Annotated in this window: 21 protein-coding genes; 6 read left to right on the top strand and 15 right to left on the bottom strand. The window is 66.2% G+C overall.

What is annotated here, in order from left to right:
• Positions 1-26: 26 nt before the first annotated feature.
• The 5 genes from F813_RS0101605 (at position 27) to F813_RS0101585 (ending at position 4440) form a co-directional block, all read left to right on the top strand.
• Positions 27-491, top strand: coding sequence for a DUF302 domain-containing protein (locus tag F813_RS0101605; protein WP_012983131.1), 465 nt, complete (start codon positions 27-29; stop codon positions 489-491).
• A 62-nt stretch (positions 492-553) separates the two neighbouring features.
• Positions 554-1051, top strand: coding sequence for an ATP-dependent zinc protease (locus tag F813_RS0101600; protein WP_017925301.1), 498 nt, complete (start codon positions 554-556; stop codon positions 1049-1051).
• A complete protein-coding gene (gene rimK / locus F813_RS0101595) occupies positions 1048-1953 on the top strand; it encodes a 30S ribosomal protein S6--L-glutamate ligase (RefSeq protein WP_012983133.1) in 906 nt (301 codons plus the stop codon). The genes F813_RS0101600 and rimK overlap by 4 nt, the downstream gene beginning before the upstream one ends.
• The gene (locus F813_RS0101590; RefSeq protein WP_017925300.1) at positions 1953-3023 is read left to right on the top strand and encodes a succinylglutamate desuccinylase/aspartoacylase family protein; all 1071 of its coding nucleotides are present in this window, start codon (positions 1953-1955) and stop codon (positions 3021-3023) included. The genes rimK and F813_RS0101590 overlap by 1 nt, the downstream gene beginning before the upstream one ends.
• A 76-nt stretch (positions 3024-3099) precedes the next feature.
• On the top strand, positions 3100-4440 hold the full coding sequence (locus F813_RS0101585) for a TlpA disulfide reductase family protein (protein WP_017925299.1): 1341 nt from the start codon (positions 3100-3102) through the stop codon (positions 4438-4440).
• Here F813_RS0101585 and F813_RS0101580 read toward each other — a convergent pair.
• Positions 4437-6032, bottom strand: a complete 1596-nt coding sequence (locus F813_RS0101580; protein WP_017925298.1) for a hypothetical protein — start codon at positions 6030-6032, stop codon at positions 4437-4439. The two genes, F813_RS0101585 and F813_RS0101580, sit on opposite strands and share 4 nt — an antisense overlap.
• A 13-nt stretch (positions 6033-6045) precedes the next feature.
• Positions 6046-6627 (bottom strand): cytochrome b, encoded by a 582-nt coding sequence (locus tag F813_RS0101575; RefSeq protein ID WP_017925297.1) that lies wholly within the window; start codon positions 6625-6627, stop codon positions 6046-6048.
• 114 nt (positions 6628-6741) lie between these two features.
• Here F813_RS0101575 and F813_RS0101570 point away from each other — a divergent pair, with 114 nt between their 5' ends.
• Entirely contained in the window at positions 6742-7467 is a 726-nt protein-coding gene (locus tag F813_RS0101570; RefSeq protein ID WP_017925296.1) for an HAD family hydrolase, read from the top strand.
• A 28-nt stretch (positions 7468-7495) separates the two neighbouring features.
• Here the strand turns inward: F813_RS0101570 and arfB are convergent, their stop codons facing one another.
• From arfB to F813_RS0101505, 13 genes are all read right to left on the bottom strand, one after another.
• On the bottom strand, positions 7496-7915 hold the full coding sequence (gene arfB / locus F813_RS0101565; protein WP_017925295.1) for an alternative ribosome rescue aminoacyl-tRNA hydrolase ArfB: 420 nt from the start codon (positions 7913-7915) through the stop codon (positions 7496-7498).
• Entirely contained in the window at positions 7916-8221 is a 306-nt protein-coding gene (locus F813_RS0101560) for a hypothetical protein (protein ID WP_012983140.1), read from the bottom strand.
• Positions 8222-8390: 169 nt separating this feature from the next.
• The gene (locus tag F813_RS0101555) at positions 8391-9983 is read right to left on the bottom strand and encodes a peptide chain release factor 3 (RefSeq protein WP_012983141.1); all 1593 of its coding nucleotides are present in this window, start codon (positions 9981-9983) and stop codon (positions 8391-8393) included.
• Positions 9984-10125: 142 nt separating this feature from the next.
• Positions 10126-10929, bottom strand: coding sequence for a tetratricopeptide repeat protein (locus F813_RS0101550; protein ID WP_017925294.1), 804 nt, complete (start codon positions 10927-10929; stop codon positions 10126-10128).
• Between the two features lie 155 nt (positions 10930-11084).
• Positions 11085-11564, bottom strand: a complete 480-nt coding sequence (rimI, locus tag F813_RS0101545) for a ribosomal protein S18-alanine N-acetyltransferase (RefSeq protein WP_026148092.1) — start codon at positions 11562-11564, stop codon at positions 11085-11087.
• Positions 11565-11658: 94 nt separating this feature from the next.
• Positions 11659-12465: a uracil-DNA glycosylase family protein gene (locus F813_RS13485; protein WP_017925292.1), complete on the bottom strand. Its 807-nt coding sequence runs from the start codon at positions 12463-12465 to the stop codon at positions 11659-11661.
• Between the two features lie 3 nt (positions 12466-12468).
• Positions 12469-13278 carry a CDP-diacylglycerol--serine O-phosphatidyltransferase gene (gene pssA, locus F813_RS0101535; RefSeq protein WP_017925291.1) on the bottom strand — a complete coding sequence of 270 codons (810 nt, stop codon included), beginning with the start codon at positions 13276-13278 and terminating at the stop codon, positions 12469-12471.
• Positions 13275-13943, bottom strand: coding sequence for a phosphatidylserine decarboxylase (locus tag F813_RS0101530; RefSeq protein ID WP_012983146.1), 669 nt, complete (start codon positions 13941-13943; stop codon positions 13275-13277). The genes pssA and F813_RS0101530 overlap by 4 nt, the downstream gene beginning before the upstream one ends.
• Before the next feature lie 64 nt (positions 13944-14007).
• Positions 14008-15024 (bottom strand): ketol-acid reductoisomerase, encoded by a 1017-nt coding sequence (gene ilvC, locus F813_RS0101525; protein ID WP_012983147.1) that lies wholly within the window; start codon positions 15022-15024, stop codon positions 14008-14010.
• A 91-nt stretch (positions 15025-15115) separates the two neighbouring features.
• The gene (gene ilvN / locus F813_RS0101520) at positions 15116-15610 is read right to left on the bottom strand and encodes an acetolactate synthase small subunit (protein ID WP_012983148.1); all 495 of its coding nucleotides are present in this window, start codon (positions 15608-15610) and stop codon (positions 15116-15118) included.
• A 22-nt stretch (positions 15611-15632) separates the two neighbouring features.
• The gene (gene ilvB, locus F813_RS0101515) at positions 15633-17351 is read right to left on the bottom strand and encodes a biosynthetic-type acetolactate synthase large subunit (protein ID WP_012983149.1); all 1719 of its coding nucleotides are present in this window, start codon (positions 17349-17351) and stop codon (positions 15633-15635) included.
• A 162-nt stretch (positions 17352-17513) separates the two neighbouring features.
• Positions 17514-17723: a fimbrillin family protein gene (locus tag F813_RS0101510; RefSeq protein WP_017925290.1), complete on the bottom strand. Its 210-nt coding sequence runs from the start codon at positions 17721-17723 to the stop codon at positions 17514-17516.
• A gap of 107 nt (positions 17724-17830) precedes the next feature.
• Positions 17831-18748: a carbamate kinase gene (locus tag F813_RS0101505; RefSeq protein ID WP_017925289.1), complete on the bottom strand. Its 918-nt coding sequence runs from the start codon at positions 18746-18748 to the stop codon at positions 17831-17833.
• Positions 18749-18765 lie beyond the last annotated feature (17 nt).

The following is an 18765-nucleotide window of genomic DNA, read 5'->3' as shown; positions in this document are numbered from 1 at the left end:
TCAACCACGATGAAAAGGAGTTCGTCATGAAAAAGACTCTTCTGGCCACTACCCTGTCACTGGCCCTCGCCGCCACGTCCGCGCAGGCGTTCGATGTGGACGGCATGATCACCAAGGCCAGCCCGCACTCGGCCGCGGAAACGCTGGATCGCCTTGAGTCCACCCTGGAGGCGAACGATGTCAACGTCGCCCTGCGCTGGGACCACGCCGAAAAGGCGGCCGGCGAGGGCATTGATCTGGGTCCGACCGAGCTGCTGCTGTTCGGCAATCCGGCCCTGGGCAGCCACATGTTCACCAGCCGCCAGCACGCGGGCATCGACCTGCCGATGAAGGCACTGGCCTGGACCGATGCGGACGGGCAGACCTGGCTGGCCTATAACGACCCTGTATGGCTGGCCGAGCGCCACGGGATCGACGATCGCGAGGAGGTCGTCGAGCAGATGAGCAACGCGCTCGACAACCTTTCCGACGCGGCGATCGCCGACGACTGAGCACCAGCACCCGGCGGGCGATTCGTTATAGTGGAGGCCGGACCCAATTCACCGAGGGACTCATGGATCGCCCGCCTCATTTCAAGCCCTCGGCGCATGCCGAAGATGTGCTCGGCTGGCGCGAGTGGGTCGGCCTGCCGGATCTCGGTCTCGGGGCCATCAAGTGCAAGGTGGATACCGGTGCGCGCAGTTCCGCGCTGCATGCCTTCTATATCGAGAGTTTTACCCGCGACGGGCGTGAATGGGTGCGTTTTGGCATCCATCCCTATCAGCAGGATGACCAGACCGAGGCCTGGTGCGAGGCCCCGGTACTGGATGTTCGCAACGTCACCGACTCCGGCGGTCATACCAGCGAGCGCTACTTCATCGCGACCCGCGCAAAAATCGGTGATCGAGTGGTTCCTCTGGAACTCTCCCTGACCAGCCGCGATACCATGCGCTTTCGTATGCTGCTCGGACGCGAGGCCATGCGGGGACGCTTTCTGGTGGATCCCCGTGCTTCCTTCCTGCTCGGGCGCCCCACTCCACATCTCGCAACACCGGAACCCACGCCCGAATGAAGCTCGGAATCCTCTCGCGCAACAGCAAGCTCTACTCCACCCGGCGCCTGGTCGAGGCCGCCCAGGAACGCGGCCACGAGATCCGCGTGGTGGACCCGCTGCGCTGCTACATGAACATCACCGCACACAAGCCCCAGATTCACTACAAGGGTGATGTGCTCGACCAGTTCAACGCCGTCATCCCGCGTATTGGCGCCTCCATCACCTTCTACGGTACCGCCGTGCTGCGCCAGTTCGAGATGATGAGCGTCTATCCCCTGAACGAGTCGGTGGCCATCTCGCGCTCGCGCGACAAGCTGCGCAGCCTGCAGCTGCTTTCGCGCCGCGGCATCGGCCTTCCGGTGACCGGGTTTGCCCACTCCCCCGATGACATCGACGACCTGCTGGCCACCGTCGGCGGCGCACCTGCCGTGATCAAGCTGCTGGAGGGCACCCAGGGGCTGGGGGTCGTGCTGGCCGAGACCAAGCAGGCCGCCGAGAGCGTGATTCAGGCCTTCATGGGTCTGAAGCAGCACATCCTGGTGCAGGAGTACATCAAGGAGGCCAAGGGCTCGGATATCCGCTGCTTTGTGATTGGCGAAAAGGTTGTCGCCTCGATGAAACGCCAGGCGAAAGACGGCGAGTTTCGTTCCAATCTGCACCGCGGCGGCACCGCGACGCTGTGCCGCATCACCCCCGAGGAACGGGCCACCGCCGTGCGCGCGGCCAAGGTGATGGGTTTGAACGTCTGCGGCGTCGACCTGCTGCGTTCCAACCACGGCGCCGTGGTGATGGAGGTCAACTCCTCGCCGGGCCTGGAGGGGATCGAAAACGCCTCCGGAAAGGACGTGGCCGGCATGATCATCGACTTCATCGAGAAGAACGCCAAGCCGAACCGCACCAAGACCAAGGGCCGTGGCTGATGGCCACGCCCAGGGCCGACCGGAACGACCCGATCACCATCGGCGGGACGACCGTCCGCCCCGGTGAACGACGCACGGTGGAACTGCAGCTCGGCGCCCTGTACACCCACACCCCGACCAATATGCCCGTGCAGGTCCTGTGTGGTCGGCGCAAGGGGCCGGTCCTGTTCGTCAGCGCCGCCATCCATGGCGACGAGATCAACGGCGTGGAAATCATCCGCCGCCTGCTGAAGATCCCGGCGCTGCGGCGCATGCGGGGCACGCTGCTGGCGATCCCCGTGGTCAACATGCACGGCTTCATCAACCAGAGCCGCTACCTGCCGGACCGCCGCGACCTGAATCGCTGTTTCCCCGGCTCGCCCAAGGGCTCGCTGGGGGCCCGGGTCGCGCGGCTGTTCATGCGCGAGATCGTCCATCGCAGCACCCATGGGATCGACCTGCACACCGGGGCCATTCATCGCTCCAACCTGCCGCAGATCCGTGCCAACCTCGACCACGCGGAGACGCAGGCCCTGGCACGCGCGTTCGGCGCGCCGGTGATCCTGAATTCCGCGCTCCGTGACGGGTCCCTGCGCGAGGCCGCGGCGGAGCGGGATACCCCGATCCTGCTGTACGAGGCCGGCGAGGCGCTGCGCTTCGACGAGCTGTCCATCCGCGGCGGCGTGCACGGGACCATCGAGGTCATGCGGCATCTCGGTATGCTGCCGGCGAGCCGGCGCCGCACCCCGCGCGAGCCGATCATGGCCCGCACCAGCGGCTGGGTACGCGCCCCGCAAAGCGGCATCCTGCGCAGCTTTGTCCGTCAGGGCGACCGTGTGGTCCGCGACCAGACGCGCCTGGCGATCGTCTCCGACCCCTTTGGCGAGACCGAGACCGAGGTCCTCGCCCCGGCCTCGGGGATCATCATTGGCCAGCTCAACCTGCCCCTGATCAACGAGGGCGACGCCCTGTTCCATATCGCGCAGTTCAACCGGACCGATCTGGCGGTGGAGCGCCTGGAGACCTTCCAGGAAAACCTCGAGGCCAGCGACTACCCCTACGCCGACGCCCAGCGCCCGGAAACGCCCTGACGTTCACACTCGCAGGGGATTAAAACCCTCCACCAGCACGTCTACGGCTTGAACTCATTCAACCAGAACCCCGTCGATGATCCGTTTGCCCCTGTGCCTCAACACCCTGCTCCTGGCGGGCGCCCTGTGTGCCAGCCCCACCCTGGCGCAAGAGATCGCCGAAGAAACCCCGGACGATGCCCAGACCGGCGCGGTGTCAGCCGCCACCGGCATCGATGCGGGTGGCGCCGAGATCCCGGTCGAACGCTATCCCACGGATGGCGAGGCCGTGCTACTGTGGTTCCCGTCCGAGCACGGGCTGCTGGACGGCCACCGGCAGCAGGCCCTGGCGCTGCAGGCCGCGGGCATCGAGGTCTGGCTGGCGGACCCGTTTGCCGGGCATTTCCTCCCGGAGGCCGCCTCCAGCTTCGACGAGATGCCGACCGCAACCGTGGGCGACCTGATCGAGGCCGCACACGCGGAGGACGAACGCGCGGTGTTCGTGTTCGGCAACGACCGCGCCCTGCCCTGGCTGCTCACGGGTCTGTACCACTGGCAGGAGGCGCATCCGGAGGCCGAACACCTCGCGGGGCTGATCATGATGAGCCCATACCTGCACACCGGCGTGGACACCGACGAAGCCGAGATGCAGCCCATCGTCGGCGTCACCAACCTGCCGGTCTACATCATCCAGCCCATGCTCTCTCCACAGTTCCAGCACCTCGGACTCATCCGCTCGACGCTAAGCGACGGCGGCAGCTCCGTCGGGGCACGTCTGCTGCCCGAGCTGCGTGACCGGTTCTTCTTCCGCCCCGACGCGATGGAGGCCGAGCTCCTGGCACGCGAGATCTTCCACCAGGAGCTCGTCTACGGCATGGACCTGCTGCGCCGCCTGCCGGCCGCGCGCACCGCCGCCGCATCCGACGACCGGGACCTGAGCGTGAACACGCCTACCGGCGGCGACGTCCAGCTGGATGCGCTGGACGAACCGATCGCGGCCCCCGAGCTGGTCCGCCCGGACCTGGCCGGCGAGGAGCACCGTCTGGAGGATTATCGTGGCGAGGTCGTGCTGATCAACTTCTGGGCCAGCTGGTGCCCGCCCTGCGTGCACGAAATGCCGTCCATGCAGCTGCTGGAAGACGAGCTGCGCGAAGAGGGCTTTCGCATCCTCGCGGTGAATCTTGGCGAAGACGAAGAGACCATCCGCGACTTCATCGAGAACGAGGTACAAACGGAGTTCACCATCCTGCTCGACCCGAACCAGGAGTCGCTGAACGACTGGCGCGCGATGGCCTATCCCACCAGCTATGTCGTCGACCGCGAGGGCAACCTGCGCTACTACCTGTTCGGCGCGATCGAGTGGACCGAGCCCGGCGTCGTCGACCAGATGCGCGAGCTGCTCGAGGAAGACTACGAAGCCCCGGAAGGCGACGACTAGTCCGAACCCGGAGGCGTCCCGAAGGCCTCGCGCAGCCAGTCGCGCAGGGCGTCAAAGCCATGCTCCGCCCGCTCCGAGGGCGGCTGCATGCCCGGGACGAAGCCGTATTCGCGAAATGGCTCCAGCAAGGCCGGATCACCGCTGATGATGTGCACGGGCACGGCCCAGCTGGCGTCCTGACCGGTGACCAGGGCAGCCGGCTGATGATCGCCCAGCATGAAGAACAGCGTGTCCTCGTCCACGTAGCGGGCGGCATAGCCACCGGTCACCTCCAGCGAATAGCGCACCGACTCCGCGTAGAACTCGCGCACACGACCGAAGTCCCGCCACAGCGCCTCCGGCGTGGGCCCCTGGCCCGCCCACTCGTCGAAGATCGCGCCGTCCCCGATCGTCTCCCAGTCCTCCAGCACCGGCAGGATCGGGGTCCACGGTGCATGCGAGCTGATCAGGGCCAGCATCGCAAACACGGGGCGTTGCGAGGGCCCGCGGATCTCGCGTTCGAAGAACGACCAGGTGTACTGATCCGGCATGGTCACCCAGAAAAACGGCGGCCCGGCATAGTCGAACCCGTGCTTGTCGATGATGTCGTCCCAGCGAAACCACTGTCCCTCCGGCCAGTCGAGCTGGATCGCCGGCGCCAGCATGGCCGTCTCGTGCCCGGTCGCCTGGAAGTCCTGCACCAGGGTGTCGCGGGTCTGCACCTGCAGGGCGTCATAATGCCCCGCGTAACGCACCTGCAGACCCGTCAGCAGCGAGGCCTGCGCCAGCCAGGACTGCCCCCCGGCGATCGGGGCCTCCAGTACGCCGGTCACCACATGCAGGTCCGAGGCCTCGAGCTGCTCGCCAATGGATTCGAGACTCGGCACGATGACCGGGGCATAGCGCTCGTCGAACACCGCCGAGACCCCGTAGGACTCGACCAGCCCCAGGATCACGTCGACGTCAGCCAGACCCGTCAGGGGACGCCCCTCGGCCTGCTCGCGGGTCCGTTCCAGGCCTTCGCGAAAGGAACGGTTCTCCGCCAGCGCCCCCTGCCCGGCCACGATCTGTTCCTGGATCGAAACGATCCCGGGTACGGCTGTACCCGGCGGTGCCTCGCCGCGCACGGAAACGACCGCCCCTACCAACCCGAGCGTGACCAGCCCGACCGCGATGGACAGGGGTATCCGGCGCTCGGGTAGCGGCTGCGCGGTCAAGCCGAACAGGCCACGAGCGGCGCCCGCGATGACCGCGACCAGCCCCGCGGCCAGGACGACCACCAGCGCCACCGTGGCCCAGAGATCCAGATTGCCGGTCACCAGCCGCCAGACCGCGTCCAGCAGGATCCAGTCCTGCATCACGTTCAGGGGGCGCACCAGACTGACTCGGGTCAGGGCATCGAACAGTGCCAGCACCACCAGCGCCAGCAGGACGAAACCGGCCAGCCAGGCCAGCGTCCGCGCCAGTCGCCCGGTGGGCAGCAGCGCGAACAGCCCGACCAGCAGGACCGCCTCCCAGGCCAGCCAGTGGGGCCCGATCCCCGCGTGGCGGGGCACATCCAGCCCCAGCAGCACAACGTTGAGTGCCGCAAAGGCCAGCAGCAGTCGGATCATGGGCGGACAGGCATCAGCGCCGCGGCGAACCAAAGGTCATCCGCTGCAATACCCCATCCCGACGCACACGCCAGTGGTACAGGGCCGCCGAGATATGGCCCAGTGCCAGCACCAGAATGGTGATCCCCACGATCTGATGCCAGGCGAACAGGGTCTCCGACAGCGCCTCGTTTTCCGGGAACAGACCCGGCAGGATCAGCGGGCCCAGCTGCACCGGGTAGCCACCGGCCGCCGTCGCCCACCAGCCGATCACCGGCATCACGATCAGGAGCAGATACAACAGCCCGTGGACGGATTCAGCGGCGATGCGCTGGGCCGGGGGCAACGCGACCGCGTAGGCCGGCTTGCCGTGACGCAGACGCAGACCCACACGCACCAGCATCAGCAGCAACACCAGCACCCCGAAGCTCTTGTGCCAGGTGTAGATCGTGTCGGTCGTGTCTTCGCCAAAGCGCGCCTGCAACCCCTCGAAGCCATACCAGCCAATCGTACCACCCAGCGCCAGGGCACCCAGCACCAGCGCGGCGACCGCCCAGTGCACGATCCGCTGGCCTAGTGCGTAACGCGGCCATACCTCGGCATTGTCCGTATCCATCCCGCGCTCCCGTTCGTGTATGCCCCCCAACATGCCGCCCACACGGGATGCCCGCAACCCTAAATCAGCTGACGATATCCCGCATGGCCCGGTGCGGGCCATTATGCTTTGAGGATGCGATCCTCCATCCCCAACTCCACGCCCCTGGCCGGCGTACGCTGCCTGACCTTCGACCTCGACGACACCTTGTGGCCAGTGATGCCGGTCATCCACCACGCGGAGGCGCGCTTCTACGCCTGGCTGCGGGAGCATGCACCGGTCGTCTGCGAGCGCTTCGATCCGCAGGAACTGATCGCCGCGCGCACCACCTTCATGCGCGCCGCGCCACCGGAGGAGCGCCACGACCTGACCGGCCTGCGCAAGCGCTGGCTGCGCGAGCTGGCCACGGACTGCGGCTGTTGTCCCGACCGCCTGTCGGGCGAGGGGTTCGACGTGTTCTGGCATGCACGCAACGAGGTGACGCCGTTCCCCGAGGCGGACGGCGTCCTCGCGACCCTGGCGCGGCACTTCCGGCTGGGCGCCATCAGCAACGGCAATGCCGATGTCTTTCGCACCCCCCTGGGGCGCCATTTCGACTTCGCGATCGCGGCGGGCGCGGCGGGCGCGGCCAAGCCCGATCCGGTGATCTTCGCGCAGGCCCGCGAACAGGCCGGCGTCAACGCCGAGAATATCCTGCATGTGGGGGATGACAGCACCAGCGACGTGCTCGGGGCTTTGAACGCAGGGTTTCAGGCCGCCTGGTTCAACCCCGACGCGCTGCCCTGGGAACACGGGCGGCCCCGGCCGGTGCTGACGCTGGGGCGGCTGGGCCAGCTGCCGCGGCATCTCGGCATCGACTAGGCCGACGATCGCCAACCAGCCAGTCTCCCTAATCGGGGTCGACGCGGCCGCGCAGGGCCTTCTTGCGGCCACGGTGGGTCTTGCCCTCCAGCCGACGCAGCTTGGACGCGCGCGTGGGACGGGTCGGCTTGCGCGTCTTGATCGGTCGGCCGGCCTCGCGCAGGAGCTCGGCCAGGCGCTCCAGCGCATCCTCGCGGTTGGCCTCCTGCGTGCGGTACTGCTGGGCCTTGATCACCACCACGCCGTCCTTGCTGATGCGCTGATCACGGCGGCGCAGCAGGCGCTGCTTGTAGACCTCCGGGAGGCTGGAGGCCCGGACGTCAAAACGCAGGTGGATGGCGGAGGCCACCTTGTTCACGTTCTGACCACCCGCACCCTGGGCCCGGATGGCAGTCAGTTCGATCTCGTCCTCGGGCACCGAGACACTGTTGGAAATGCGAAGAACCATTCAGCGAAAGTCGCCGTCCCGGATCCGGCCCTCGTCATCCAGCTCGGCGAAAAAGCGCGAGTGGTCCTGGCGATACTCGTGGGTCGCGATCTCGCCCGGCAGCACCAGCGTCACATCCGGGTAGACGCGCTCGAATTCCTCCGGGGTCGGCCGGGTTTCCAGGAAATGCAGGAACGGGTTCATCTGCTTGACCGTCCCCGGACGCGGCTCCGGCCCGTCGGCTCGGGTCTCGGTCTTGTGCACCGCGCAGCCGCCGGCCACCAGCGCCACGACCACGCCGATTATAGACAAGAATCGAAACGCCATATTTTCCTCCTGCACCACACGATTGCACCGTCATTGCGAGGCGTCGCAGACGCCGTGGCCATCGCCTCAAGCTGGCATCAAGCCCGGCGCCGCTGGCTTTGGATGGAGTTCGCCACGTCGCTTCGCTCCTCGCCGGTGACGGTGCCAGAACCACGTTCCGGAGTGCTCCCTACTCCGACGGCTGGCCGTGTTCGCGGGTGGCCTCGAAGCGGATCTCCGGCCACTTTTCCTGTGCCATCTGCAGGTTGACCCGTGTCGGTGCGATATAGACCAGATCGCCGCCGTGGTCGATGGCCAGGTTCGCGGCGGCCTTCTCCTTGAACTCCTCGAGCTTCTTCGGATCGTCACATTCGACCCAACGCGCGGTCTGGACGTTCACGTTCTCGAACTGCGCCTCGACCTTGTACTCGGTACGCAGGCGCTCGGCGACCACATCGAACTGCAGCACGCCGACCGCGCCCAGGATCAGGTCGTTGTTGGTCAGCGGGCGGTAGAGTTGGGTCGCGCCCTCCTCGCACAGCTCCTGCAGGCCCTTGGCGAGCTGCTTCATCTTCAGCGGGTCCTTCAGCTGCGCGCGACGGAACAGCTCCGGCGCGAAGTTGGGCACGCCGGTAAAGGTCAGTTCCTCGCCCTCGGTGAAGGTGTCCCCGATGCGGATGGTGCCGTGGTTGTGGATGCCGATGATGTCGCCCGGATAGGCGGTCTCCACATGCTCGCGGTCCGAGGCCATGAAGGTCAGCGCATCGGGGATCTTTACGTCGCGCCCAATACGCACATGGCGCAGCTTCGCGCCCTTGTCGAAGGTACCGGAGCAGATGCGCATGAACGCGATGCGGTCGCGGTGCTTCGGGTCCATGTTCGCCTGGATCTTGAACACGAAGCCGGTGAACTTCTCTTCGGTGGGATCGACCCGGCGCGAATGGGTCGGCCGCGGCAGCGGGCCCGGGGCGTACTCGACGAAGTCGTCCAGCAGCTCCTCGATGCCGAAATTGTTGATCGCGGAGCCGAAAAAGGCCGGGGTCTGCTCGCCACGCAGATAGCCGTCGGCGTCGAACTCGTGCGAGGCACCTCGCACCAGTTCCATTTCGTCCCGCAGCTCCTCGGCCTGTGCACCGAGCACCTCGTCCAGGCGCGGATTGTCCAGCCCTTCGATGATCTCGCCGGTAGACTTCTTGCCGCCCTCTTCCGGGTCGTACAGATGCACCGCATCGCGGCGGATATGGTAGACACCGCGAAAGCGCTTGCCGGAACCGATCGGCCAGGTGATCGGGGCGCACTGGATCTTCAGCACCTCTTCGACCTCGTCGAGCAGTTCGATCGGGTCGCGGCCCTCGCGGTCCATCTTGTTGACGAAGGTCATGATCGGCGTGTCGCGCAGCCGACAGACCTCCATCAGCTTGATGGTGCGTTCCTCCACGCCCTTGGCCGCGTCGATCACCATCAGCGCGGAGTCCACCGCGGTCAGGGTGCGGTAGGTGTCCTCGGAGAAGTCCGCGTGCCCCGGGGTGTCCAGCAGGTTCACGATGCGGCCCTTGTAGGGGTACTGCATCACCGAGGAGGTCACCGAGATGCCGCGCTGCTTTTCCATCTCCATCCAGTCGGAGGTGGCATGGCGCGAAGCCTTGCGCCCCTTGACCGTACCGGCGAGCTGGATCGCCCCACCGTACAGCAGGAGCTTTTCGGTCATGGTGGTCTTGCCCGCGTCCGGGTGCGAGATGATCGCAAACGTCCGGCGCCGGGCGGTTTCCTCGAGAAAGGACATGGTCTTGGGTCGCCTGAGTGAAGCGCGGGAGTTTAACGCGAAAACGGGGTAGACGTTGCGCTTCCCGGTGCCCGGAATGCAAACGGCCCCGGATGAACATCCGGGGCCGTTTGCAGTAGGCCCTGAACCGTAATGGTTGCGGCTAGCGCGCAGATGCTCGCTGGATCGCGGAGGACTGTTCGTCCAGCCGGCTCTGGGCCAGGTCCAGGTCACGCGGACTCATGCGCGCCTTCACGGTTTCCATGCGTTCGCGGTCCTCGGCCAGGGAATACCAGACATAGGCTTCGACCAGATCACGCTCCACGCCCTGTCCGTTCTGATGCAGGCGCCCCAGACCGATCTGCGCATTGCGATCGCCACGCTCAGCGGCTTTGGTGTACCAGCGGGCGGCCTCACTGGGGTTCGGATTCGTCCCGCGACCCGTCTCGTGCAGGAAACCGTAGTAGTACTTGGCCGAAACCTGCCCCTGCTCGGCTGCCTTGCCCAGCCACTCCAGGGCTTCGCCATTCGACTGCTCGTTACGGGCATAGTGGCTGCCCAGCCAATACTGCGCATTGGCGTAGCCGAGTTCGGCCGAGCGGGTATAGTGCTCGAGGGCCTTGTCTTCATCGGCGGCCGTGCCACGGCCGGCGGCAAACATGAACCCAAGGTAGTAATGGGCGCCGGCGTGATCGTCATCCGCCGCACGCGCGAACCAGTGCAGCGCCGCGTCGTAATCCACGTCGGTACCACGACCGACGTAATTGGCCATGCCCACGTCGAACATGGCACGGGTGTCACCGCGCTGGGCATTGCCTTCGCGAATCTCGTACCAGACGCCGAGCAGCTCCTGCTGCCGTTCGACTTCGTCGTAGCCGAATTCCTGGGCCTGAGCCACACCCACCCCGAAGGCCAGGGGCAAAGTCAGGGGAAGAGAGACAAACAACGCACGCAGGGATCGGGACATGGGACAGCCTCGCAGGGAAATCCGGCATCAATACCGGTTACGATCATAGACCGCCCCCCATCCGCGCGCAAAACCCGTCCGCGGGTACGAGAACCGCTGGCCGCAAAACGCTCTCCTAACGTCGAAAAACGCGGCAGATGTCACACTGTGTCGGGTCACGCCCCGGCCGGGGCGTCACATCGGCGACTCAGCACCCAGGCATCCTCGCGGCCGCTGTGCAACGGATAGTAGCGTGGCCGGGTTCCGATGTGCTCGAACCCCTCCGAGCGGTAGAGCTGCACCGCTGCGACATTGGAGGGACGGACCTCCAGAAACAGGGCCTCGGCCTTCTGCTCGCAGGCATAGTCGAGCAGGCGGCGCAACATGAAGCGACCCAGCCCGTAGCCCTGCCAGCGTCGGTCGACGGTCAGGTTCAGCAGGTGCGCCTCGCCAGCCGCCACGGTCAGCACAGCGTGCCCGGCCTGGCGCTCGTCCACCTCCAGCACCCAGCAGTCATAGCCGACCCGGATGCAGTCCTCGAAGATGCGCGCAGTCCATGGGTAGTGGTAGGCCTCGCGCTCGATGTTCATCACGCGCTCGACATCCTCGGCCAGCATGCGGCGCATCCGGGGTTGTACTTGCGGCTCGGCACTCATGACGTGGGGTGAGGTCTCCCGGGCTGGATTCCTGTGCTCAGGTTATAGGCGGCTACACGGTCGCTGCGTTCCCGGATACACACACATTTTGGGGTTACTCATCGGGAGTTTTGGCCAGGCAGGCCCGCGCGCGCAGCAGATCCTGCCAGGCCTTGGCCTTGTCCTGCGGCTTCCGCAGCAGATAGGCCGGATGATAGGTCACCACCAGCGGGACATCACGATACCGATGCAGGCTGCCACGCATGCGCCCCAGTGGCTGGTCGGTCTCCAGCAGATGCTGGGCGGCGATACGCCCGAGCGCCACGATTACCTCCGGCTGCACCAGCGCGATCTGCCGGTCGAGGAAGCCGCGGCAGGCCCGGGACTCGTCCGGACTGGGGTCGCGGTTGTTCGGCGGGCGACATTTGAGGACATTCGCGATAAAGACATCCTGCCGGCGATCGAGCCCCAGCGCGGCGAGCATGCTGTCCAGCAACTGGCCGGCACGCCCGACAAACGGCTCGCCCCGGCGGTCTTCCTCGGCCCCCGGGGCCTCGCCCACGAACAGCCACCGGGCACGGCGATCGCCAACGCCGAACACGGTCTGCGTACGCTGGGCCGCGAGTTCGGCGCAGGCCGTGCAGTCGCGCACGCGGGCTTCGAGCTCTGGCCAGTCCAATGCCGCGACCCCGCCTTCCACCGGCACGTCCGCGGGGGGCACGAGCGGCTCGGATGTCTCCGAGGGTGCGCCGGGTGCCTGGGCCGACTCGGCCTCGGTCATTAGCGGCGCAGCGGGAGACTCGGCGACCGGGGCTGCGATCGGGGCTGCCACCCGCACGCCCGGAAAGGCGCCGTCCCGGGCACGCCAGACGGGGATCCCCATGTCGGCCAGGATACGGCGTTTGCGCGCCGACAGCTCCACGCCTCAGTCCCCCGAGGGAGTACGACGCCGATGGCGGCGCCAGCGCTCCAGCGTCAGCAAGGGCCCGGAGAGGGCATAAACCACGAAACCCGCCCAAAGGACCTTGGGCGGATCCAGCGCCAGCAGCATCAGTGCCCCCACCACTCCGACAATCGCCAGGAAGGGCACCCGATGCTTGAAGTCCATGTCCTTGAAGCTGAAGTAGGTCAGATTGCTGACCATCGCCGCACCCGCCAGAACCGTCACGATCAGGATTGCGACTACGTACGGATCGGCCAGGTCCGCCGGAATGCCGAGATCCTCCAGCACCCAGACCATCCCGACCACCAGTGCAGCGGCAGCGGGGCTCGGCAGCCCCTGAAAGAAACGCTTGTCGACGACGGCCAGACGGCTGTTGAAGCGCGCGAGACGCAATGCCGCGGCCGTGGCAAAGAAGAAGGCCGCCACCCAGCCGAGATTGCCCAGGTCCTGCAACTGCCACAGGTAAACGACCAGGGCCGGGGCCACGCCGAAGGAGACCAGGTCGGAAAGCGAGTCGTATTGCGCCCCGAACTCGCTTTGCGTGTCCGTCATCCGCGCCACGCGGCCATCCAGGGTATCCAGGACCATGGCCACGAACACTGCGATCGCGGCGGTCGTAAACTCGCCATTGATCGCGGAGACAATCGCGAAGAAGCCGGAGAAGAGCACCCCGGTCGTGAACAGGTTGGGCAGCAGAAAGATCCCGCGGCGACGCCGGGCACGGCCCTCGTGCCGCTCGTCGGCCCCGTTCATCTCGTCGATGTCGCTTGATCCCTCGTCATCCGGCGTCACTCCAGCACCTCCACGGTCGCTTCCTCGTCGCCACTGGCCTCCGGCAGACCCCCGATCACGGTGGAGCCCGCCAGAACCTTCTGGCCGACCTGGGCCATAACCTGCGACCCGGCCGGTAGCCAGACCTCGAAGGTAGCACCGAATCCGGCAAAACCCATGCGCTTGCCGCGCCCGAGTCGATTGCCGGGCACCACATTCTGCAGGCGGATCATGCGCGGCCAGTGATTGACCGACAGGGCGAGCGTCAGGCGCGTACCCTCGTCGGTCGCCAGCGCAAACGCCAGCCGGTGATCGAGCTGCGCATCCGGCGGGCTATCCGTCTCCTTCCCCGGCCAGATTCGCTCCACCACCTTCGATTCCTGCGGCGCATGGACGTTGTATTCCCCCAGCCGCCGCTGGCGAATGCGGATGCGCCGGGCGGGCTCGCCGGTAAACGGATCGGTCGTCTCGTCGATCGCCTCCACCGTGCCATCGGCCGGAGCAATCACGCCCAGCGCGGGGGCCGCCGCCTTGCGCCGCAGATCACGGAAAAGCCCCATCAGCGCCACGGTCAGCAGCACCATGAACAGGCCCAGCTCCGCCTCCCCGACCAGCAGTGAGATCACCGCCATCCAGGCGGAGATGATCACGAACACACGGCCTTCGGGGGCAAGCGGAAACAGCATGGGGTTCTCGGAGGGGGGCGCGGGTGCGCGACCCGGGGCCTGCGCCCCGGGCCGCCCCGACGGATCAGTTGCGGGACTTGTCGACCAGCTGGTTGGCCTTGATCCACGGCATCATCGCACGCAGGCGTTCGCCCACCTGCTCGATCTCGTGGGCCGCGTTCAGGCGGCGGTTGGCGGTCATCGACGGGTAGTTCATCGCGCCTTCCAGGATGAACTGCTTGGCGTACTCGCCATTCTGGATGTTCTTCAGCGCCTCGCGCATCGCCCAGCGCGACTCCTCGTTGATCACCTGCGGACCGGTCACGTATTCCCCGTACTCCGCATTGTTGGAGATCGAGTAGTTCATGTTGGCGATACCGCCCTCGTACATCAGATCGACGATCAGCTTGAGCTCGTGCAGGCACTCGAAGTAGGCCATCTCCGGGGCGTAGCCGGCCTCGGTCAGGGTCTCGAAACCAGCCTTGACCAGTTCCACCGCACCGCCGCAAAGCACGGCCTGCTCGCCGAACAGATCGGTCTCGGTCTCGTCCTTGAAGGTGGTCTCGATGATGCCGGTGCGGCCGCCGCCGATCGCGGAGGCGTAGGACATCGCGATGTCACGGGCCTTGCCGGAGGCGTCCTGCTGGATCGCGATCAGGTCGGGGATGCCGCCGCCACGCACGAATTCGGAGCGCACGGTGTGGCCCGGGGCCTTGGGCGCGATCATGATCACGTCCAGGTCCTTGCGCGGAACGATCTGGTTGTAGTGGATCGCGAAGCCGTGGGCGAAGGCCAGGGTCGCGCCCTGCTTCAGGTTGGGTTCCAGGACGTCGCGGTACAGGGCCGCCTGATACTCGTCCGGGGCCAGCACCATGATCAGGTCGGCGCCAGCGGTCGCGGCGTCGACATCGGCGACCTTAAGTCCGGCCTCCTCGGCCTTGGCGCGCGAGGCGGAACCGTCGCGCAGACCCACGGTCACGTCCACGCCGGAGTCCTTCAGGTTGTTCGCATGGGCGTGACCCTGCGAGCCGTAGCCGATGATCGCGACCTTCATGCCCTGGATGATGGAGAGGTCGGCGTCTTTGTCGTAATACAGATTCATGGCAGTCATTTCCTTGGCAACAGGCCCCGACAGGGGGCCGATGACGAATTAAAAGCCCGTGCCCGGCCGGCACGGACGAAAGCGAAGACGATTACAGCTGCAGCGCGACGTCGCCGCGGGCGATGCCCATCACACCCGAACGCACGACCTCCAGCACCGGAAACGGCGAGACCGCCTCGAGGAAGGCATCCAGTTTGGAGCCCTCGCCGGTGATCTCGATCACGTAGGTCTGCTGGGTCACGTCGATGATGCGACCGCGGAAGATATCGGTCAGGCGCTTGACCTCTTCACGGTCGGCCGCCTCGCCGACGCGCACCTTGATCAGCGCCATCTCGCGCTCGATGTGCGGGTGAGCGGTCATGTCCAGCAGCTTGATCACGTCGACCAGCTTGTTCAGCTGCTTGGTGATCTGCTCGACGATCTCGTCGGAGCCACTGGTGACGATGGTCATGCGCGACAGCGACGGGTCGTCGGTCGGCGCGACGGTCAGCGATTCGATGTTGTAGCCACGCGCGGAGAACAGGCCGGCCACCCTTGAGAGGGCACCGGATTCGTTTTCCAGCAGGACACTGATGATATGACGCATACGGCTCTTCCCTGTACCCGGTTCAGACCAGGATCATTTCGTTCTGGCCGGCGCCGGCCGGGATCATCGGATAGACGTTCTCGGACTGATCCGTAATGAAGTCCAAAAACACCAGGCGTTCCTTCTGCGCGAGGGCCTCCTTGATCGCACCCTCGACGTCGCCCGGCTTGTCGATGCGCATGCCGACGTGGCCATAGGCCTCGGCCAGCTTCACGAAGTCGGGCAGGGCGTCCATGTAGGACATCGCGTAGCGCCCCTGATAGAAGAACTCCTGCCACTGCCGGACCATGCCCAGATAGCGGTTGTTCAGGTTCAGGATCTTGATCGGGAGCTGGTACTGGTAGCAGGTCGACAGCTCCTGGATGCACATCTGGATGCTGGCCTCGCCGGTGATGCAGCCGACCGTCGCGTCCGGGTGCGCGAACTGCACGCCCATCGCGAACGGCAGGCCCACGCCCATCGTCCCCAGGCCACCCGAGTTAATCCAGCGGTTGGGCTTGTCGAAGCCGTAGAACTGCGCCGCCCACATCTGGTGCTGGCCGACGTCGGAGGTCACAAAGGCATCGCCCTGCGTCAGCTCCCAGAATTTCTGCACCACATACTGTGGCTTGATCAGTTCGGAGTCGCGGTCGTATTTCAGGCAGTCCTGTGACTGCCACTCGCCGATCTGTTTCCACCAGGCGTCCAGCGCCTCGGGATCCGGCTTCGCCTTGGCGGCGTCCAGCGCCTTGATCAACGCGCGCAGCACCGGCTCCACTTCACCCACGATCGGCACATCGACCTTCACGTTCTTGGAGATCGAGGACGGATCGACATCGACATGCACGATCTTCGCGTGCGGGCAGAACTTCTCGATGTTGCCGGTCACGCGGTCGTCAAAGCGCGCGCCGATCGCGATCAGCACATCGGCGTGGTGCATGGCCATGTTGGCCTCGTAGGTACCATGCATGCCCAGCATGCCGAGGAACTGCTTGTCCGACGCCGGATAGCCGCCCAAGCCCATCAGGGTGTTGGTGATCGGGTAACCCAGCTTGCGGGTGAACTCGGTCAGTGCCTCGGAGCCACGCCCCAGAATCACGCCGCCGCCGGTGTAGATCATCGGCTGCTTCGCCGACAGGATCAGGTCCACCGCCTTGTCGATCTGGCCGGTATAGCCGCCAAAGGTCGGGTTGTACGAGCGCATGTGGATGGACTCGGGATACTCGAACTCGCAGCTCGCCGCGGTCACATCCTTCGGGATATCCACGACCACCGGGCCCGGACGACCCGTAGTCGCCACGTAAAAGGCCTTCTTGATGGTGGTCGCCAGGTCCTTCACGTCCTTGACCAGGAAGTTGTGCTTCACGCAGGGGCGGGTAATCCCCACGGTATCCACTTCCTGGAAGGCGTCGTTGCCGATCAGGCTGGTCGGCACCTGGCCGGTGAACACCACCAGCGGCACCGAATCCATATAGGCGTCGGCAATGCCGGTAATCGCGTTGGTCGCACCGGGACCGGAAGTCACCAGCGCGACACCCGGCTTGTCGGAGGACTTGGCATAGCCCTCGGCCGCGTGCACCGCGCCCTGCTCGTGGCGCACCAGTACGTGCGAGACCTTGTCCTGGCGATACAGCGCATCATAGATGTGCAGTACCGCCCCGCCGGGATACCCGAATACGACATCGACACCCTCGGCCTGCAGGCTGCGGCAGAAGATTTCGGCGCCGGTGATGGCGGTGGAGGAACTTGAGGTCTCGGACATGGTGGTCGACTTCCTTACCTAAGGGCTCGTGCGTGATCGTGGCGGGATGACCCAGCAGGAATCAAAATAGCCCAACATCCTAATATGAAATGACGATTTTTCCCAGCACCGGGGTGCGGAAAAGCCACCCCGGGAGGGGACCCAGCGTCGTGCAGACAGCCTTCAGTCGTCCGACTTCTTCACGTCCGCCGCGGGCAGACCAGGATTGGTCGGGCGGCGGGCATCGTCGCTGGACATGTCCTGCGGCGCCATCTGCTGTTCCAGCCCTTGCGGCGGGTTCATCTCTTCTTCCTCGCCCCCGCAGCCGGCCAGCACAAGCGTGGCGGCAACCGACAGAACGAGGAATCCAGTGAGGCGGGCGTGGCGGTACATAGTGTTCTTCCTTGCAAGACAGGGGCGTGAACTGGCGAGCTTGCCGTGGCGCCATTGGCTTGGCAACAATCCACCACGGCGAGACGCTGATTCCCGCGCGACGCGGGCTACCCCGCCCCCACCGGCAGTATCCGCGTCCCGGCCTGCCCCGCAATAATCGCGGTGGCGTCCTCGAGTGCCCCGATCCCGGCCCGGGCACCCTGATCGGCCACGCGCCGGGCAGCCTCCATCTTCGGGCCCATCGAGCCGGCCGGGAACGACGCGGGGTCGACCGCGCTGACCAGCAATGCCTTCAGCCGCGTGGCATCGGGCTCGCCCCAATTCCAGTAGACGCCGTCGACGTCCGTCAGCATCAACAGCCAGTCCGCGCCCAGCTCCAATGCGAGGCGTGCGGCGGTCAGGTCCTTGTCCACCACCGCCTCGATGCCGTACAGCCGGCCTTCGTCGTCGCGCGCGACCGGTACGCCGCCGCCCCCCGCGCAGATCGCGAGGGACCCGCCGTCGACCAGGGCCCGCACGGCCTCCACGCCCAGTACCTTCCGCGGCTCCGGCGAGGCGACCACGCGACGCCAGCCGTCGCCGTCGCCGTCGCCGTCGCGGGCGATATCCCAGCCGCGCTCCTCGGCCAGCGCGCGCGCCCGGGATTCATCCCATACCGGACCAATGAACTTCTCGGGGCAGGAAAATGCCGGATCGTCCGGATCCACTTCGGTCTGCGTCAGGAGGCTGGCGATCCGGTCATGGCCCAGGGCGTTGTGCAGTTCCTGCGCCAGGATGTACCCGATCATCCCGTGGCTCTCGGCGCCGACCACATCCAGCGGCCAGTGGATGGAATCGGCCTCCGCCTGACTGGCGAGCAGCCCCACCTGCGGGCCATTGCCATGAGTCACGACGACCTCGTGCTCGTTGGCGACATCGGCGATGGCCCGCGCCGCGGCACGGGCGTTGCGCCGCTGGGCCTCGGCCGACGGCGTCTCGCCGCGTTGCAGCAGGGCGTTTCCGCCCAGCGCGATCACGATACGCATGGCGGGTCTCCTGGTGA

The sequence above is a fragment of the Thioalkalivibrio sp. HL-Eb18 genome (genome assembly GCF_000364985.1).
In the GTDB taxonomy this organism is placed as follows: Bacteria; Pseudomonadota; Gammaproteobacteria; order Ectothiorhodospirales; family Ectothiorhodospiraceae; genus Thioalkalivibrio.
Note: the sequence above shows the minus strand (reverse complement) of the source record. Positions and strands in the feature narration are given on the sequence as shown.